This window comes from Streptomyces sp. NRRL S-378 (genome assembly GCF_000720645.1).
Taxonomy (GTDB): Bacteria; Actinomycetota; Actinomycetes; order Streptomycetales; family Streptomycetaceae; genus Streptomyces.
Window position 1 is genome coordinate 130,007 of record NZ_JOBX01000001.1, and the last position, 14,999, is coordinate 145,005.

The 14,999-nt window shown below is 71.5% G+C and carries 16 protein-coding genes, 2 tRNA genes and 1 pseudogene; 5 read left to right on the plus strand and 14 right to left on the minus strand.

Annotated elements, in window-relative coordinates; genetic code table 11:
* Positions 1-176 precede the first annotated feature (176 nt).
* Entirely contained in the window at positions 177-2,213 is a 2,037-nt protein-coding gene (gene pknB, locus IH80_RS0100650) for a Stk1 family PASTA domain-containing Ser/Thr kinase (protein WP_030956741.1), read from the plus strand.
* A 179-nt stretch (positions 2,214-2,392) separates the two neighbouring features.
* Here pknB and IH80_RS0100655 read toward each other — a convergent pair whose 3' ends face one another.
* From IH80_RS0100655 to IH80_RS0100680, 6 genes and pseudogenes are all read right to left on the minus strand, one after another.
* Positions 2,393-3,118: a class E sortase gene (locus IH80_RS0100655; protein WP_030956743.1), complete on the minus strand. Its 726-nt coding sequence runs from the start codon at positions 3,116-3,118 to the stop codon at positions 2,393-2,395.
* A 13-nt stretch (positions 3,119-3,131) separates the two neighbouring features.
* A pseudogene (locus IH80_RS38690) lies at positions 3,132-3,956 on the minus strand (class E sortase); the annotation flags it as partial.
* Complete coding sequence (locus IH80_RS0100665; protein ID WP_030956745.1) at positions 3,950-4,588, minus strand: aminodeoxychorismate/anthranilate synthase component II; 639 nt, start codon at positions 4,586-4,588, stop codon at positions 3,950-3,952. The gene IH80_RS0100665 and the pseudogene IH80_RS38690, both read right to left, overlap by 7 nt.
* Complete coding sequence (locus IH80_RS45225) at positions 4,585-4,761, minus strand: hypothetical protein (RefSeq protein WP_030011120.1); 177 nt, start codon at positions 4,759-4,761, stop codon at positions 4,585-4,587. Before IH80_RS45225 ends, IH80_RS0100665 begins: the two co-directional genes overlap by 4 nt.
* Positions 4,762-4,850: 89 nt before the next feature.
* Complete coding sequence (locus tag IH80_RS0100675; RefSeq protein ID WP_051808595.1) at positions 4,851-5,618, minus strand: class E sortase; 768 nt, start codon at positions 5,616-5,618, stop codon at positions 4,851-4,853.
* The gene (locus IH80_RS0100680; RefSeq protein ID WP_030956748.1) at positions 5,590-6,363 is read right to left on the minus strand and encodes a DUF881 domain-containing protein; all 774 of its coding nucleotides are present in this window, start codon (positions 6,361-6,363) and stop codon (positions 5,590-5,592) included. The genes IH80_RS0100675 and IH80_RS0100680 overlap by 29 nt, the downstream gene beginning before the upstream one ends.
* A 91-nt stretch (positions 6,364-6,454) precedes the next feature.
* Here IH80_RS0100680 and crgA point away from each other — a divergent pair, with 91 nt between their 5' ends.
* Positions 6,455-6,709, plus strand: coding sequence for a cell division protein CrgA (gene crgA / locus IH80_RS0100685; RefSeq protein WP_030956751.1), 255 nt, complete (start codon positions 6,455-6,457; stop codon positions 6,707-6,709).
* 116 nt (positions 6,710-6,825) lie between these two features.
* On the opposite strand, the gene IH80_RS0100690 is transcribed toward crgA, so the two are convergent.
* A complete protein-coding gene (locus IH80_RS0100690) occupies positions 6,826-7,701 on the minus strand; it encodes a rhomboid family intramembrane serine protease (protein WP_030956753.1) in 876 nt (291 codons plus the stop codon).
* 171 nt (positions 7,702-7,872) lie between these two features.
* Entirely contained in the window at positions 7,873-8,400 is a 528-nt protein-coding gene (locus IH80_RS0100695) for a peptidylprolyl isomerase (RefSeq protein ID WP_030956755.1), read from the minus strand.
* 147 nt (positions 8,401-8,547) lie between these two features.
* On the opposite strand from IH80_RS0100695, the gene IH80_RS0100700 reads away from it, so the two are divergent.
* The gene (locus IH80_RS0100700) at positions 8,548-9,270 is read left to right on the plus strand and encodes a DUF5324 family protein (protein WP_107056720.1); all 723 of its coding nucleotides are present in this window, start codon (positions 8,548-8,550) and stop codon (positions 9,268-9,270) included.
* 73 nt (positions 9,271-9,343) lie between these two features.
* Here the strand turns inward: IH80_RS0100700 and IH80_RS40525 are convergent, their stop codons facing one another.
* The gene (locus IH80_RS40525) at positions 9,344-9,889 is read right to left on the minus strand and encodes a LysM peptidoglycan-binding domain-containing protein (RefSeq protein ID WP_051808597.1); all 546 of its coding nucleotides are present in this window, start codon (positions 9,887-9,889) and stop codon (positions 9,344-9,346) included.
* A 466-nt stretch (positions 9,890-10,355) separates the two neighbouring features.
* A tRNA-Ala gene (locus IH80_RS0100710) sits at positions 10,356-10,428 on the minus strand.
* Positions 10,429-10,590: 162 nt separating this feature from the next.
* Here IH80_RS0100710 and IH80_RS0100715 point away from each other — a divergent pair.
* Both IH80_RS0100715 and IH80_RS0100720 read left to right on the plus strand, forming a co-directional pair.
* Positions 10,591-11,139, plus strand: coding sequence for a helix-turn-helix domain-containing protein (locus tag IH80_RS0100715; RefSeq protein WP_030647515.1), 549 nt, complete (start codon positions 10,591-10,593; stop codon positions 11,137-11,139).
* Positions 11,140-11,183: 44 nt separating this feature from the next.
* The gene (locus tag IH80_RS0100720) at positions 11,184-12,521 is read left to right on the plus strand and encodes a serine/threonine-protein kinase (protein WP_030956758.1); all 1,338 of its coding nucleotides are present in this window, start codon (positions 11,184-11,186) and stop codon (positions 12,519-12,521) included.
* Here the strand turns inward: IH80_RS0100720 and IH80_RS0100725 are convergent.
* The 4 genes from IH80_RS0100725 to IH80_RS0100740 form a co-directional block, all read right to left on the minus strand.
* The gene (locus tag IH80_RS0100725; RefSeq protein ID WP_158943234.1) at positions 12,508-13,818 is read right to left on the minus strand and encodes a hypothetical protein; all 1,311 of its coding nucleotides are present in this window, start codon (positions 13,816-13,818) and stop codon (positions 12,508-12,510) included. The two genes, IH80_RS0100720 and IH80_RS0100725, sit on opposite strands and share 14 nt — an antisense overlap.
* A 122-nt stretch (positions 13,819-13,940) precedes the next feature.
* Positions 13,941-14,075 carry a DLW-39 family protein gene (locus IH80_RS45605; protein WP_208809277.1) on the minus strand — a complete coding sequence of 45 codons (135 nt, stop codon included), beginning with the start codon at positions 14,073-14,075 and terminating at the stop codon, positions 13,941-13,943.
* A gap of 145 nt (positions 14,076-14,220) precedes the next feature.
* A tRNA-Ile gene (locus tag IH80_RS0100735) sits at positions 14,221-14,294 on the minus strand.
* Positions 14,295-14,411: 117 nt separating this feature from the next.
* Positions 14,412-14,975: a DUF3566 domain-containing protein gene (locus IH80_RS0100740; RefSeq protein WP_030956760.1), complete on the minus strand. Its 564-nt coding sequence runs from the start codon at positions 14,973-14,975 to the stop codon at positions 14,412-14,414.
* Positions 14,976-14,999: the final 24 nt, after the last annotated feature.

Here is a 14,999-nt window from a genome sequence, read left to right on the forward strand (position 1 = left end):
GCCGACGTGACGCACGTCACTGAATCCGCCCCGGATCCGAGCGTACGGTACCGGTCCTGTATCAGGCTGTGGCCACGATCCGATCACGGACGATCGGCCGGTAGCCTTTGCGCGAACAGCACACCGCCGGACCACACACAGGTGCGGTCGGGACTGACGGAGAGGGCTGCAACGTTATGGAAGAGCCGCGTCGCCTCGGCGGCCGGTACGAGCTGAGCCACGTGCTCGGCCGCGGTGGCATGGCCGAGGTGTACCTCGCCCACGACACCCGGCTCGGCCGTACCGTCGCCGTCAAGACCCTGCGCGCCGACCTCGCCCGCGACCCGTCCTTCCAGGCCCGGTTCCGGCGCGAGGCCCAGTCGGCCGCGTCGCTGAACCACCCGGCGATCGTCGCCGTTTACGACACCGGCGAGGACTACGTCGACAACATCTCCATCCCGTACATCGTGATGGAGTACGTCGACGGTTCGACCCTGCGCGAACTGCTGCACTCGGGCCGCAAGCTGCTGCCCGAGCGCACGCTGGAGATGTGCATCGGCATCCTCCAGGCGCTGGAGTACTCGCACCGCGCCGGCATCGTGCACCGTGACATCAAGCCCGCCAACGTGATGCTGACCCGCACGGGCCAGGTCAAGGTCATGGACTTCGGCATCGCCCGCGCCATGGGCGACTCCGGCATGACCATGACGCAGACGGCCGCCGTCATCGGCACCGCCCAGTACCTCTCCCCGGAGCAGGCCAAGGGCGAGCAGGTCGACGCGCGCTCCGACCTCTACTCCGCGGGCTGCCTGCTCTACGAACTCCTCAGCGTGCGGCCCCCGTTCGTCGGCGACTCGCCGGTGGCCGTGGCCTACCAGCACGTGCGGGAGGAGCCGCAGCCCCCGTCGAACTTCGACCCCGAGATCACGCCCGAGATGGACGCCATCGTCCTCAAGGCACTGGTCAAGGACCCCGACTACCGCTACCAGTCGGCGGACGAGATGCGCGCCGACATCGAGGCCTGCCTCGACGGCCAGCCCGTCGCCGCCACCGCCGCCATGGGCGCGGCCGGCTACGGCTACCCGCACGACCAGGGCCACGGCTACGGCCCGCAGGGCTACGACCAGCCCACCACCGCCCTGCGCACCACCGACCCCGGCGCCCAGACGTCGATGATGCCGCCCATGCCCCCGGGCGACGGCGGCTACGGCTACGGCGACCAGGGCCACGGCGGCTACGACCAGGGTTCGAACCGCCGCCAGAGCCAGAAGAAGAGCAAGGCGTCCACCGTGCTGCTCGTGGCGGCGGGCATCCTCGTGCTGGTCGGCGCGATCCTGATCGGCCGGGCCCTGTCCTCGAACACGGCCGACAACCGGCCCAGCGTGCCCAAGCTCATCGGCCAGACCCTGGAACAGGCGACGAAGAGCGCCGAGAACTCCAAGCTCAAGGTGGTCAAGGGCGCCGACGCGCCCTGCGACGACCAGCCCAAGGGCAACGTCTGCAAGCAGGACCCGGCGCCCGACACCAAGGTCGAAGAGGGCTCCACGGTCACGATCACCATCTCCTCGGGCGCCCCGAAGGTGTCCGTGGTCGACGTGCTCAACATGAAGTACGAAGAGGCCGAGAAGGCGCTGAAGGACAAGGGTTTCCAGGTCGACCGCAAGACGCAGGAGTCCGACCGCACGCCGGGGACCGTCCTGGACCAGAACCCGAAGGCGGGTTCCGAGGCCGAGAAGAACAGCGTGATCACGCTGACGGTGGCCAAGGAGCAGTCCAAGTCCGAGGTCCCCGAGCTGAAGGGCAAGACCAAGGACGAGGCGGAGAAGGCCCTCAAGGCCGTCAACCTCCGGCTCGGCAGCGTCACGGAGTCCGACCAGCAGCCCGGAGCCCTTCCGGGCACGGTCATCAGCCAGCAGATCGCGGCGGGCCAGCAGATCGAGCAGGGCAAGACGGTGAACGTCACCATCGCCAAGGCCGCGCAGGCGACGGTCGTCCCGAACTTCGCCGGCCGGACCCTGGGCCAGTACAAGAACGACCTCCAGCGGGCCAACCTGCGGGTCGGCATCGTCACCGGTCCCTCGGACGACAACGCGATCGTGGTGGGCACCGACCCCCAGCCCGGCACTCCGGGCACCTCGGGGCAGGCCGTGAACGTGTTCACGATGGCCGGTCAGCAGGGCGGGAACAACGGCAGCATCTTCGACGGCCTGACCGGCGGCGGAGGCCGCCGCTGACATCGGCACGGCGCGAAAAGGTCCGGCCCCTCCTCTCCGCGAGAGGGGGGCCGGACCTTTTCGTACGCGGGGGCCCGCAGGCGGCCTCCTGCGGCCCTTTCCGGGACGGGTGGGCTCCCGGGGCCGCCCGGGACCCGCAGTGGCTCCCGGGGCCGCTCAGGGCCCCTGGTGCGCCCCTGTCAGCGCAGTTCCGCCGGCAGGGTGCGCTTCGCGTCCACCTTCTCCGTGCGGACCAGCTCGCCCCACACGATGTAGCGGTACTTCGACGTGTAGACCGGCGTGCAGGTGGTGAGCGTGATGTACCGGCCCGCAGCGGTCCTGCCGGACTCCTTGGGGACCGGGTTGATCACGTCGGTGTTGTACTTCGAGGTCTGGCGCAACTCCGCGAAGACCTTGTAGACGTACCAGGTGTCCCGGGTCTCGAAGACGATCGCGTCGCCGTTCTTCACCTTGTCGATGTTGTGGAACTTCGCCCCGTGCCCGTCCCGGTGCGCGGCCAGCGAGAAGTTCCCCTTCTCGTCCCAGGGCAGCGCGGACTTCACGGGCTCCGTGTAGTAGCCGGCCACGCCGTCGTCGAGGACGTCCGGCGCCGTGCCCGCCTTGACGAGCACCTCGCCGTTCTTCATCGCCGGTACGTGCAGGAAGCCGACCCCGCCCCGGGTGTCGAGCGCCCCCGGCCCGGCCTGCTCGGGGGCCGGGGCCTGCCACTGCCGGCGGATCTCGTCGCCCCGCGCCGCGGCCTGCCGGTCCGCGAGGACGTTGGTCCACCACAGCGAGTACGCCACGAACAGGCCCAGGACCAGGCCCGCCGTGATCAGGAGCTCTCCCAGCAGGCTCAGGAACCCGGCGAGCACACTGCGGCTGCCGGCGGGCGGGGCCGCGGCGCGGCGGCTGGCACGAGACACGCTTGATTCGTCCTTAGCTGGTCAGCGCGGGCGGCGGGCCCTGGCTGCGGGGGCGTTCCTCGGTCATCCTGCCCCATACGATCATCCGGTAGGTGCTGGTGAACTCCGGTGTGCAGGTGGTCAGCGTGATGTACCGGCCCTCGGAAGTGAACCCCGAGCCCTCCGGCACGGGTTTGATCACCCCGACGTTCGTCGGCGGTGTCTGCGCCAGCGACGAGGTCATCTCGTACGTGTAGTACGCGTCCCGGGTCTCGACCACGACGGGATCCCCGGGCACCAGCCGGTTGATGTAGCGGAACGGCTCCCCGTGGGTGTTGCGGTGTCCGGCCACCGCGAAGTTGCCCTGCTTGTCGGCGGGCATCGCGGTCTTCAGCGCGCCCTCGCCGTAGTGCCCGACCATGCCCTTGTCCAGCACCTTGGGCTTGCTGATGCCCTCGGCGACCGGGACCTTCACGTCCAGCTTGGGGATGTGGAGGATCGCGAAGCCCTGGCCCGGTTCGAAGGCCGTCACGGGCGGCGCGGCGGCCGCGCCGTCCGGCTGCCGCTCCCAGGTCTGCCGCAGCGAGCCGGCGGCACCGTTCGCCGTCCGCTCGGCCACCAGGTTCGTGTACCAGAGCTGGTAGGCGACGAACAGCAGCATCACGAGGCCCATCGTGATGAACAGCTCCCCGCCCAGCCGGCTCGCGATGACCACCGGGCCGCCCGACGCCGGTCGCTTGCGCCGCCGCCCGCCCCTCCTCCGGGAGTTCCTGGCGGCCCGTTTCGCGGCCTCCTGAGCTGCCCTGCGTCGCGCGGCCCGGCCCTCGGTGGGCGCGGACGGCGCGACCGTCGTCACGCGACGGCCTTGCCCACCACCGGGGCCAGCCCCACCGAGCGTTCCACCGCGCCGGCGTCGCCGCAGCGCACCAGCCAGTTCGCGAGCATCCGGTGGCCCCATTCGGTCAGCACCGACTCGGGGTGGAACTGCACGCCCTCGACGTCGTGCTCCCGGTGGCGCAGGCCCATGATGATCCCGTCCTCGGTCCGGGCCGTGACCTCCAGGGCGTCGGGCAGGGTCCCGGGCTCGGCGGCGAGGGAGTGGTACCGGGTCGCGGTGAACGGGGAGGGCAGCCCCTCGAACACGCCCAGGCCCTCGTGCACCACGGGCGAGGTCTTGCCGTGGAGCAGCTCGGGGGCCCGGCCCACGACGCCCCCGTAGGCGACCGCCATGGACTGCATGCCCAGGCACACGCCGAAGACGGGGACGCCGGTGTCGGCGCAGTGCCGGACCATGTCCACGCAGACGCCGGCCTCCTCGGGCGTGCCCGGCCCGGGGGAGAGCAGTACGCCGTCGAAGCCGTCCTGCGCGTGCGCGAGGGCGACCTCGTCGTTGCGCAGCACCTCGCACTCGGCTCCGAGCTGGTAGAGGTACTGGACCAGGTTGAAGACGAAGCTGTCGTAGTTGTCGACCACCAGAATGCGTGCGCTCACGGAGTGGCTCCCGATCCCTCGTCCACCGTCACATCGTTGAACGGAAGGAGCGGCTCGGCCCACGGGAAGACGTACTGGAACAGCACGAAGACCACGGCGAGGACCAGTACGAGGGAGATCAGCGCGCGTACCCACGCGTTGCCCGGCAGATGCCGCCAGATCCAGCCGTACATGCCGCCTGATTCCTTTTCGTCCACATTCGTTCAACGCACCGCGGGGGCGGTACGCGAACAGACTAAAGGCAGCGGCCGGGCGGGGAGGGTCACCTGGACGAACCCTCCGGTCCGCCCCGTCCGGCGGGGCGCGTCCCGGTCAGTTCCGCCCAGACCACAAGCCGGTGGCTGTGTCCCCATTCCGGATCGCAGGTGGTCAGCGTCAGGTACCGGCCCGGTGCCGTGAACGGGGACTTCAGCGGGACCGGATCGACCACGCCCACGTCGGTGGGCAGGGTGCGCAGGGGCCCGCCCCGGATCGTGTACGTGTACCGGGTGCCCGCGTCCTTGAGGATCACCTCGTCGCCCGGGCGCAGATCGGGGAAGTCCTTGAAGGGGTCTCCGTAGGTGCGGCGGTGGCCGGCCACGGAGAAGTTCCCGACGGCGCCGAGGCGGGCGGTGGCGGGGTAGTGGCCCAGGCCCTTCTTGAGCAGGTCGGGATCCGTGCCCTCCAGGACGGGCCGGACCCAGTCCGGGCCGAAGCGGGGGACGTACATCTCGGCGAAGGCCCGGCCCGCGGGGTAGCGCGGTTCCGCGGGGGCGGGGGATCCGGCCGGCGGCGGCGCGGACCCGGTGGCCGCGGCCGGGGCGGCCGGGGCCGTCGGCGGCGCCGCAGCCGCCCAGCTGTGGCGCAGCCGGGCCATCTCGCCGTCCGCGGCCCGGTCCGCCTTGACCCCCGTCCACACCAGGACGTAGGTGACGAAGAGCACGATCAGCGTGCCCGCCGTCAGGCACACCTCGCTGAACGTCCGTACCGCCAGGCGCAGGAGGACGTCGGGACGGACCCGGTCACGGGGTGGTGCCCACCGGCTTCGCATAGTGGAGGTCCACTGTGCCGGAGTAGGGGGGCAGTGTCAGCGCCCTGTGCTCGTCCACTTTCCAGCCCAGGCCGTAGGCGTTCACGTACGCCTGGTAGTTCTGCAGGGCCGGGGAGGCGGCGAGGGCCTTCTTGAGCGCCGCCGGGTCGCCGACCGCCGAGATCTTGTACGGGGGCGAGTAGACGCGGCCCTGGAGGATCAGGGTGTTGCCCACGCAGCGCACCGCGCTGGTGGAGATGAGCCGCTGGTCCATGACCTGGATGCCCTCGGCGCCGCCCTGCCACAGGGCGTTCACCACGGCCTGGAGGTCCTGCTGGTGGATCACCAGGTCGTTGGGCTGCGGCTCGGGCACGTTGGGGATGCGGGCGGTGGCGTTCGGCGGGGCGTCGTTGAGGGTGACGGTCAGGCCCTTGCCGGAGAGTTCCTCGGTGCCCGAGGCGGCGCGCAGGGCGGCCAGCTTCGCGTCCTCGGCCCTGGTGCTGCCGTCGTCGCGGTCGGCGGGGGCGTCCACGCGGGCGCGGGCCGCTCCGGTGCTCTCCTCCAGCTCCGCGTTGTCCTGGCTGCGTTCCTTGATCAGGTCCGACAGCTTGAGGAGCGAGGCGTCCGTGCGGATGTTCGTACCCTTGGAGGTGTTGAAACTGGTGACGAAGAGCAGCCCGGCCAGGGCAAAGACGGCGGCCGTCAGCAACCGGACCGGCCTGGCCCGGCGACGGGGACCCGTGGAGGAGTCGTCTGAATTGCTCAACGTACCCTTCTCCTTCAACGCCACAGGTCCACTACGCTAACGGACGCCCGGGGCAGGCAAGGTCCCCAGCGCATCGACAGGAGAGCCCCTCGTGCCGAAGTCACGTATCCGCAAGAAGGACGACTACACCCCGCCGCCCACGCGGCAGCCGCAGAACATCCGGCTGACGAACCGCAGCTGGGTCGCCCCGGTCATGCTGGCGTTCTTCCTGATCGGTCTCGCGTGGATCGTCGTCTTCTACGTGACCGAGACCCAGTTGCCGGTCGAGGCCCTCGGCAACTGGAACATCGTGGTCGGTTTCGGCTTCATCGCGGCGGGATTCGGCGTTTCCACGCAGTGGAAGTAGCACCCGGCAGTCCCTGAACGGAAGCTCTCCCCATGAGTTATCCACAGCGTCATCCACACCTGAGGAAAAGACAGAAGATCTGTGGATAACTCTGTGGAGAGTTGACGCCGGTGTGATCAGGTGAGTTCCGCCGTACGGAGCATGATCAGCGCCGCTGCCAGCAGGAACACCACCGCACAGGTGCCCCACTGGACGAATGCGCGACTGCGGACACCGGTCGGCAGGAGCATGCCCAGGCCCAGCAGCGCACCCGTGATCAGACCGCCCACGTGGGCCTGCCATGACACGCGCAGGACGCCGCCGAACGGCACGAAGGTCAGCACCAGCATCAGCACGACCATGATGATCACCGGACGCATCTCGTACCTCAGCCGCCGTGCCAGCACCACGGTGGCGCCGAGCAGGCCGAAGATCGCCCCGGAGGCGCCGACGGTCCGGATGTACGGCTCGGCCAGGAGATAGACGAAGGCGCTCGCGCCCAGGCCCGACAGCAGGTAGACGGCGAGGTACCGGGCCCGGCCGAGAGCCGCTTCCAGCGGACCGCCGATGACCCACAGCGCGATCATGTTGCTGATGATGTGCCACCACTCGGTGTGCAGGAACACCGAGGTCAGCAGCCGGTGGTACTCGCCCCCGGCGACGCCGTGGACGGGGCCGCCGAGGTACTCGAGGTAGCCGCCGACCAGCTGCAGCTGCCCCGCCAGCGCCGGGGCCAGCAGGCAGAGGAAGAACACGGCGACGTTGATCCCGATGAGGATCTTGGTGACCAGCTGGGGGTCCTCGGCGACCACACCGCCCGCGATGGTGCGCGGCGCGTTGGCGGTGGGCCGGTGCCCGGTCCCGGAGCCCTCGCGGACGCACTCGGGGCACTGGAACCCCACCGCCGCGCTGATCATGCACTCGGGACAGATGGGGCGTTCGCAGCGCGTGCAGCTGATCCCCGTGTCGCGGTCCGGGTGGCGGTAGCAGCCCGGCAGACGGTCGGTGTCCATCGGTCCCCTCGGTCGGCGGCGGGGCGAGCAGGGTGCACCCCGCCGGTCCGGTACGTATGCAGTACGGACGGGCGGGGCGGAAAGGTTCCCGGTACGCGGTGGCTCGGGTGCGCGGTGGCGTGGGCGGGCGGTGGCGCGGGCGGGCGGTGGCGCGGTGGCGCGGACCGGGCGTCAGCGCTTCTCGACCACGACGGACTTGATGATCACGTCGTCCAGCGGCCGTTCGGTGCGGGGGTTGGTGGCACCGGAGGCGATCGCGTCCACGACCTTCCTGCTCGCCGGGTCGGTGACCTCGCCGAAGATGGTGTGCTTGCGCGTCAGCCAGGCGGTCGGGGCGACGGTGATGAAGAACTGCGAGCCGTTGGTGCCCGGGCCGGCGTTGGCCATGGCGAGCAGGTACGGCTTGGTGAAGGCCAGGTCGGGGTGGAACTCGTCCGCGAACGCGTAGCCGGGACCGCCGGTGCCGTTGCCGAGCGGGTCACCGCCCTGGATCATGAAGCCGCTGATGACACGGTGGAAGACGGTGCCGTCGTACAGCGGGTCCGTGGTCTTCTGGCCGTCGGTGGGACGCGTCCACTCGCGGGCGCCCGTGGCGAGCTCGACGAAGTTCCGGACGGTCTTCGGAGCGAAGTTCTCCAGGAGCTCGATCTCGATGTCGCCGTGCGTGGTCTTCAGGGTGGCGTAGAGCTTCTCGGCCACGGATCTGCCTTCCATAGTCATCACTGTCGGTCCAGATGGTCGCACGGAGCGCTCCGCGGCACTGAAATCCTCCACTCGTATGCCCTGTCACGCATGCCTGTCGGCGCCATGGCAGGCATGATCCGACAAAGGGTGGAAAGGTGAACTGTGTCCGCCACCGAGGAGGAGGATCCCGTGACCGGCAAGGACAGCGCGCGCCTGGCAGCCGAGAGCGCCAGGGAGAGCGTGCGGTACGCGGCTGAAATGGTGGCGCCGTACGCGGAATCCGCCAGGGACGCTGCGGTGCACTACGCGCACGAGGCCAACGAACGGCTGACACCGATGGTGTCCCAGGCGGCCACCGGCGCTGCGCGCCAGGCCCGGATGACCTACGACTGCCATCTGCAACCACGGCTGAAAGCGGCGCGGGCGCACGTCCCGCCACCCGTGGACCGGGCGGCGACCCGCGCGGTCCACCAGACCCGCCTGGCGGCCCGTCAGGCCGCCGACTACACGCAGCCGAAGATCGAGAGCGCCCTCGCAGCAGCCACGCCCGTGGCCGAGGAGGCCGCGGCGCGGTCGACCGCGGCCCTGGCGGCGCTGCGCGGCCAGGTGACGGCCAAGGAAGTGCAGAAGCTCGTGCGCAAGCACGAGCGGGCGCGCCGCCGCGGCCGGACGCTGCGCGGTGCCGCGCTGGTCGGCCTGCTCGCGGCCGGCGCGTACCTGGCCTGGCGGTGGTGGGACCAGCAGTCCAACCCGGACTGGCTGGTCGAGCCGCCGGCGGCGACGGAGCTGTCGGACCGCGACGCCGCGCCGGCCAGCTTCGACGACGAGCTGGCGGAGAAGGAGCGCGAGGCGGGCTCCGGACCGGAGCCCGGCCCGGGCCACTAGCACGTCCCGGCAGTGGTGGGGCCCGGACCCCGAGGGGTCCGGGCCCCACCACTTTGTGCGGGCGGAGCCGGGGTCAGGCCGGGAGCGTCAGGACCGCGCCCGGCGGCAGGAGGTCGGGGTTGGCGCCGATGACGCCCCTGTTCATGGCGTAGAGCTCGCGCCAGCGCGCCTCGTTGCCGAGCTCGCGGCCGGCGATCGCGGCGAGCGTGTCGCCCTGCTGGACGGTGTACGTGCGCTTCGTGGCGGTGGGCCCCGGCTTGCCCACGGGGGCGGCGGGCACCGCCTTGTGCGCGGCCGAATGGGGCGTGGGCGTGTGTGCCGCCCCGGGCGCGGTCGAGGGCGGCGCGGGCTTCGGCATCGCGGCGGGCCTGGGCGGTGCGGGCACCGCCTTGTGCGCCGCCGAGCCGGGAGTCGGGGTCGCGGGGCCGGGCCCCCGCCTGGGCGGGGCGGCGGCCGCCATGCGCTCGGCGGCGGCCCGCGTCGCCGAGGCGGCGTCGGCCGCGGCGCTCCTGGACCGGCCCGCCCCCTCGTCCGCCTGCTGCTGCGCCTGCTCCTTCGCCCTGTCGGCGCTCTCGTGCGCCTTCTTCTTGTCGGACTTCAGGAAGTCGAAGAGTCCCATGTCTGTACGCCTCCGGCGTGAGGGTTCCCCCCTGGTGTCGATGCCCTTCTCCCCACTGTCCGCCACCGGGCGGCGGGAGGCCCAGCGACGGGGCCGTCCGGGGGACGCGCGGCCCGCGGGCGCTCCGGGAAGGGACCGGGAAGGGACCGGGAAAACGCGGCGCCGGCCTCGTGGGGCACGACGCTGGTGGTCTTCAAGTCGGCCGACGGGTCCGGCTGCTGGTGGACCGTACCGGTGCACGACCGACCCGGAGGAACAACTCCGTTCAGGACGGGGCCGGAAGGGCGCCCGGCGGCGGGGACCGCCGCGAACGGGCCGCGGTACGGGGGAGGCTGCACCGCAGGCCCCGCCCCCGGGGCCGCCGGGGGCACCCCGGGGCGGAACGGCCGGGCAGACCTTCGCCGTCCGCGGACATGAAAAAATGCCCCCTGAGCCGCGTTATCGCAGATCAGAGGGCATTTGGATGTGGAGCCTAGGAGATTCGAACTCCTGACATCTGCCTTGCAAAGGCAGCGCTCTACCAACTGAGCTAAGGCCCCATGGAACTGGACGCACCCGTCCCGCGTGAGGGATGTGGTCGTTCCGCAGAACAGAGTACCGGGTCTACCCCCTCATCTCGCAAAATGATAGGGACTCCCGCCCTGCGACCACTCTCCGTAAGATGCTCGCGAGGTTCGCACCAGCGAAGGGGAGTAGTAAGAGTGGACGCAGTGCAGCAAGAGGCCACGGCCAGAGCCAGAGAGCTCCAGCGAAGCTGGTACGGAGAGCCGCTGGGGGCGCTCTTCCGCAGGCTCATAGATGACCTCGGCCTGAACCAGGCCCGTCTCGCTGCAGTACTCGGGCTGTCGGCGCCCATGCTGTCCCAGCTGATGAGCGGCCAGCGCGCCAAGATCGGAAATCCTGCCGTGGTCCAGCGCGTCCAGGCCCTCCAGGACCTCGCCGGACAGGTGGCCGACGGCAGCGTCAGCGCGGCGGAGGCGACCGACCGGATGGACGAGATCAAGAAGACCCAGGGGGGCTCCGTCCTCAGCAGCAGCGGCCAGACCACCACCGGTTCCGGCGCACCCACCGTCAAGCGCGTGGTCCGCGAGATCCAGTCGCTGCTGCGCTCGGTCTCCGCGGCCGGCGACATCATCGACGCGGCGAACAGCCTCGCCCCCAGCCACCCGGAACTGGCAGAGTTCCTCCGGGTGTACGGAGCGGGCCGCACCGCGGACGCGGTCGCCCACTACGAGGCGCACCAGAACTGACACGCACGACGGCGGACGACGGGTGACGGGGGACGGGCGCAGCGATGGGTGAGGTCTTCGCCGGCCGGTACGAGCTGATCGATCCGATCGGGCGCGGGGGCGCCGGTGCCGTGTGGCGGGCCTGGGACCACCGCCGTCGCCGCTACGTCGCCGCGAAGGTCCTGCTGCAGAGCGACGCCCACACGCTCCTGCGGTTCGTACGGGAGCAGGCGCTGCGGATCGACCACCCGCACGTACTGGCGCCGGCGAGCTGGGCGGCCGACGACGACAAGGTCCTGTTCACCATGGACCTGGTCGGCGGCGGCTCCCTCGGCCATGTGATCGGGGACTACGGCCCCCTCCCTCCCCGCTTCGTGTGCACGCTGCTCGACCAGCTGCTGTCGGGCCTGGCGGCGGTGCACGCGGAAGGCGTCGTGCACCGCGACATCAAACCGGCCAACATCCTCATGGAGGCCACCGGAAGCGGGCGGCCGCACCTGCGGCTGTCCGACTTCGGCATCTCCATGCGCAAGGGCGAGCCCCGCCTGACCGAGACCGACTACGTGGTCGGCACGCCGGGCTATTTCGCACCCGAGCAACTGATGGGGGCGGAGCCCGACTTCGCGGCGGACCTCTTCGCCGTGGGCCTGGTCTCCCTGTACCTCCTCCAGGGGCGCAAGCCCGACTCCCGGGCCCTGGTGGACCACTTCCTCGCGCACGGGACCCCGGACGCCCCGCAAGGCGTCCCCGGCCCGCTCTGGGACGTCGTCGCGAACCTCCTGCAGCCCGACCCCCAGAACCGGTTCCGGACGGCCACAGGCGCGCGCAAGGCCCTTGCCGCGGCCGTGGAGCTGCTGCCCGCGCCCGCCCCGGACGAGGATCCGGTGGAGGTCTTCGACCAACTCGGCCCGCTGCCGCCCGGATTCGGTCCCGACGGACCCGAGCGACCGACGGGCACGGCCCGGTCCACGCCACCGTCCGCCGCTCCGTCCCCACCACCGTCCGCAGCCGCCTCCGGGTCCGCGGCTGCTGTCGCGGCGACCCCGCAGGCGACCGCAGCGGGCCCCGCGGTCACCGATCCCCGCAGCGCCGCCGCCACAGTGCCCCTGGTCCCGCAACAGGCCGCCGCCGCGGTCGAAGCGCCCGCGTACGGACCCCCGGACGGGCCCGCGTACGGACCCTCCTACGGGCCCGCGTACGGCCCTTCGGAGACGGGCAGCTTCCACCTGCCCCCGCCGGCCGTGCAGGCCGCGCCCGGGGTGCCGGGGGCGACCGGGGCACCCACCGCGGCGGTCCCGGCGCGCAGGGGCATCGCCCCGCCCCCGCCGAGGGCGGTGGTCTCGCTGCTCGCCGCAGCGCTGGTGTGCTTCGCGGTCGGCGTCTGGGCCCTCACGCAGATGTAGCGCCGCGCCCCCGCCGGCCGAGCAGGACCCAGCCGCCCAGCACCGCCAGCAGCAGCGTCCCGCCGCCGAAGCCGGCGCTCGCGACGACCCGCATCACCTTCCGGGTCCCGGCCGCTTCGGCGGCCTCCGGGGCCGTGAGGCCCTCCTTCGCCGCCGTCCGGTCGTCCGCCCCGACCCCGAAGCCGCCCGCGGCCGGATCCTCCTTGTACGCGGGCGCCTTGGCCGGGGTGCCGGCCACCTCCAGCCGCAGCGTGAGCGGGACGGGGACGGCGTCCTCGGTGAAGTCGGCGACCTTCGCGCCCATCGTCACGGCGATGTAGTACCAGCCCGCGACGCCGACGGGCCGCGTCTCCCGGTCGCCGGAGAAACGGTTCCCGTAGTCCACCGGGGGCGTCTTCTCCAGGGTCACCCCCGCCTGCACGCCGTCGTAGGACACCTCCTTGCCCGAAACCGCGGCCCGGTAGGGGTTGTAGAGGGTCACGGCCAGTCCGCCCGAGGCGGAGGTGTACTTCTTGGTCACCTGGGCGGCGGCGAGCTCCGCTCCCAGGCCGAGCCGCTGCCCCCAGTCCAGCGGGACGCGGTACCAGCGGGTCTGCCCGGGCCGCAGCTCGTCGCGCCACACTCCGGCGCCCAGGGCACGCGCGTCGTTGAAGCCGGTGCCGCCGACGCGGCCGACCGCCTCGGTGCCGGGCAGGGACGGCGCCTCCGTGGGCCGGCCACTGGGCGCGGTGGTCGGGGCACCCGCGCCGCGGCCGGGTTCGCGCTGCACCTTCAGTTCGAGCGGCCATGGGCTCTGGTCGGAGTCCTTGGCCGCAGTCCGGGTGACCTTCGCGTAGTAGACGCCGGTGGCCGCGCACAGCTCGTCCTCGGTACCCCAGCGGACGCCGGCGGCGGCGAGGGGCACGGCGTCGTAGCCGAAGGTCGCACGGCCGGTGCTGTTGTCGCAGGACCTGCCCGCGGTGGTCATCAGCTCGACCTCGATGCCGTCGCTGCCGGAGACCTTGGCACCCGCCGGGGGCCGGACCACGGCGCTGACGAAGGCGTTGGAGCCGTCGCCGGCCAGGACGAGGCGGTAGTAGCGCGGCCCGGGCCCGATGGTGTCCTCGTAGATGTTCCCGGCCTCGACGAGCGGGGCGTCGGCGGAGGAGGGCTTGCCCTCGACCGGCCTGGCGCCGTCGGCGGGGCGGTATGCGGGCAGCGGCTGGGGCGCGCTCTCCCCGGCGTACGCGGCGCCGGGCACGCCCGCCACCACCGTGCCGAGGGCCACCGCCCACACCGTCGTCCGTACCCGACCCATCACGCCCACCCCGAGTTTGCTACCGCAAGCCAAATCTTTGCAAAACGTAAGTTTTCGTCACAGAACAGCACAAAGCCCCGGCCGCTGCGGCAGCCGGGGCTTCATGTACTCAGCCTTTGGTCTCACACACCGGAACCAGAGGGCACGGAGTCGGTTGCCTCCGTCCACAGGTCCTGCTCGGCGCGGTCCGCCTGGATCTGGCGGTACACGAGGAGCCCGCCGATGGCGGCCAGTGCGACCAGGAGCAGCTTCTTCACCGCGCGACCTCGTCTTTCGTTGACGTAGGGGACTTCTGGCGCCCAACAATACACACCGACCGATACCGATCGGTGACCTGCCGGTCCACCAACTGGCCCGACGAAGAAGACCCCCAGGCCTGGGGCCTGGGGGTCTTCGACACTGTGGGGCTAACAGGATTTGAACCTGTGGCCTCATCCTTATCAGGGATGCGCTCTAACCAACTGAGCTATAGCCCCATCCGCGCTGCGCGCTGACTCCTGAAGATTAGCGCACAGACCCGGTCAGGCCAAAATCCGTTCCCGGGGGGCGTCTGCGCAGGTCATCCGACCCCTCACAGGCGCTCCACCGGAGGCCTACTCGTCCTCGGCGAGGGTGAGCTCGACACCGCCGACGAATCCCGCCGACAGGTTGTAGATGAACGCGCCCAGCGTCGCCAGCGCCGTCGCCAGCACCACGTCGATCACCGCGATCACCGACGTGAAGATCAGCACGCGCGGCAGCGACATGAACGCCTGGAGGTCGAAGCCGTTGCCCTCGTTCGAGCCGGTCGCCTCGCTGATCGTGCCGCCGACGGTCGAGAAGACGCCCATCGCGTCCATGACCATCCACAGGACCGCCGCCGCCACGATCGTGCAGATGCCCAGCGCGATCGACAGCAGGAAGCTGACCTTCATCACCGACCACGGGTCGGCCTTGGCCACCCGCAGCCGCGCCTTGCGCGTCCTGGGAGCCGTCCGCACCGGCGTACGCGGCTTGCGCTGTGTGGTGGCGCCCGCACCGCCGCCGCGCGGCGCACCCGGGCCCGCGGGGGCCGCGTAGGCCTGCGGCGGCTGGTACGGCTGCGCGGGCTGGTCCGTTCCGGCAGCGGGCTTGGCCTCGGCCTCGTCCGGTGCCTGCGGTCCTCGGGTGTCCGTCACGGTTCCCCCCTGGGAGTCCGCGGC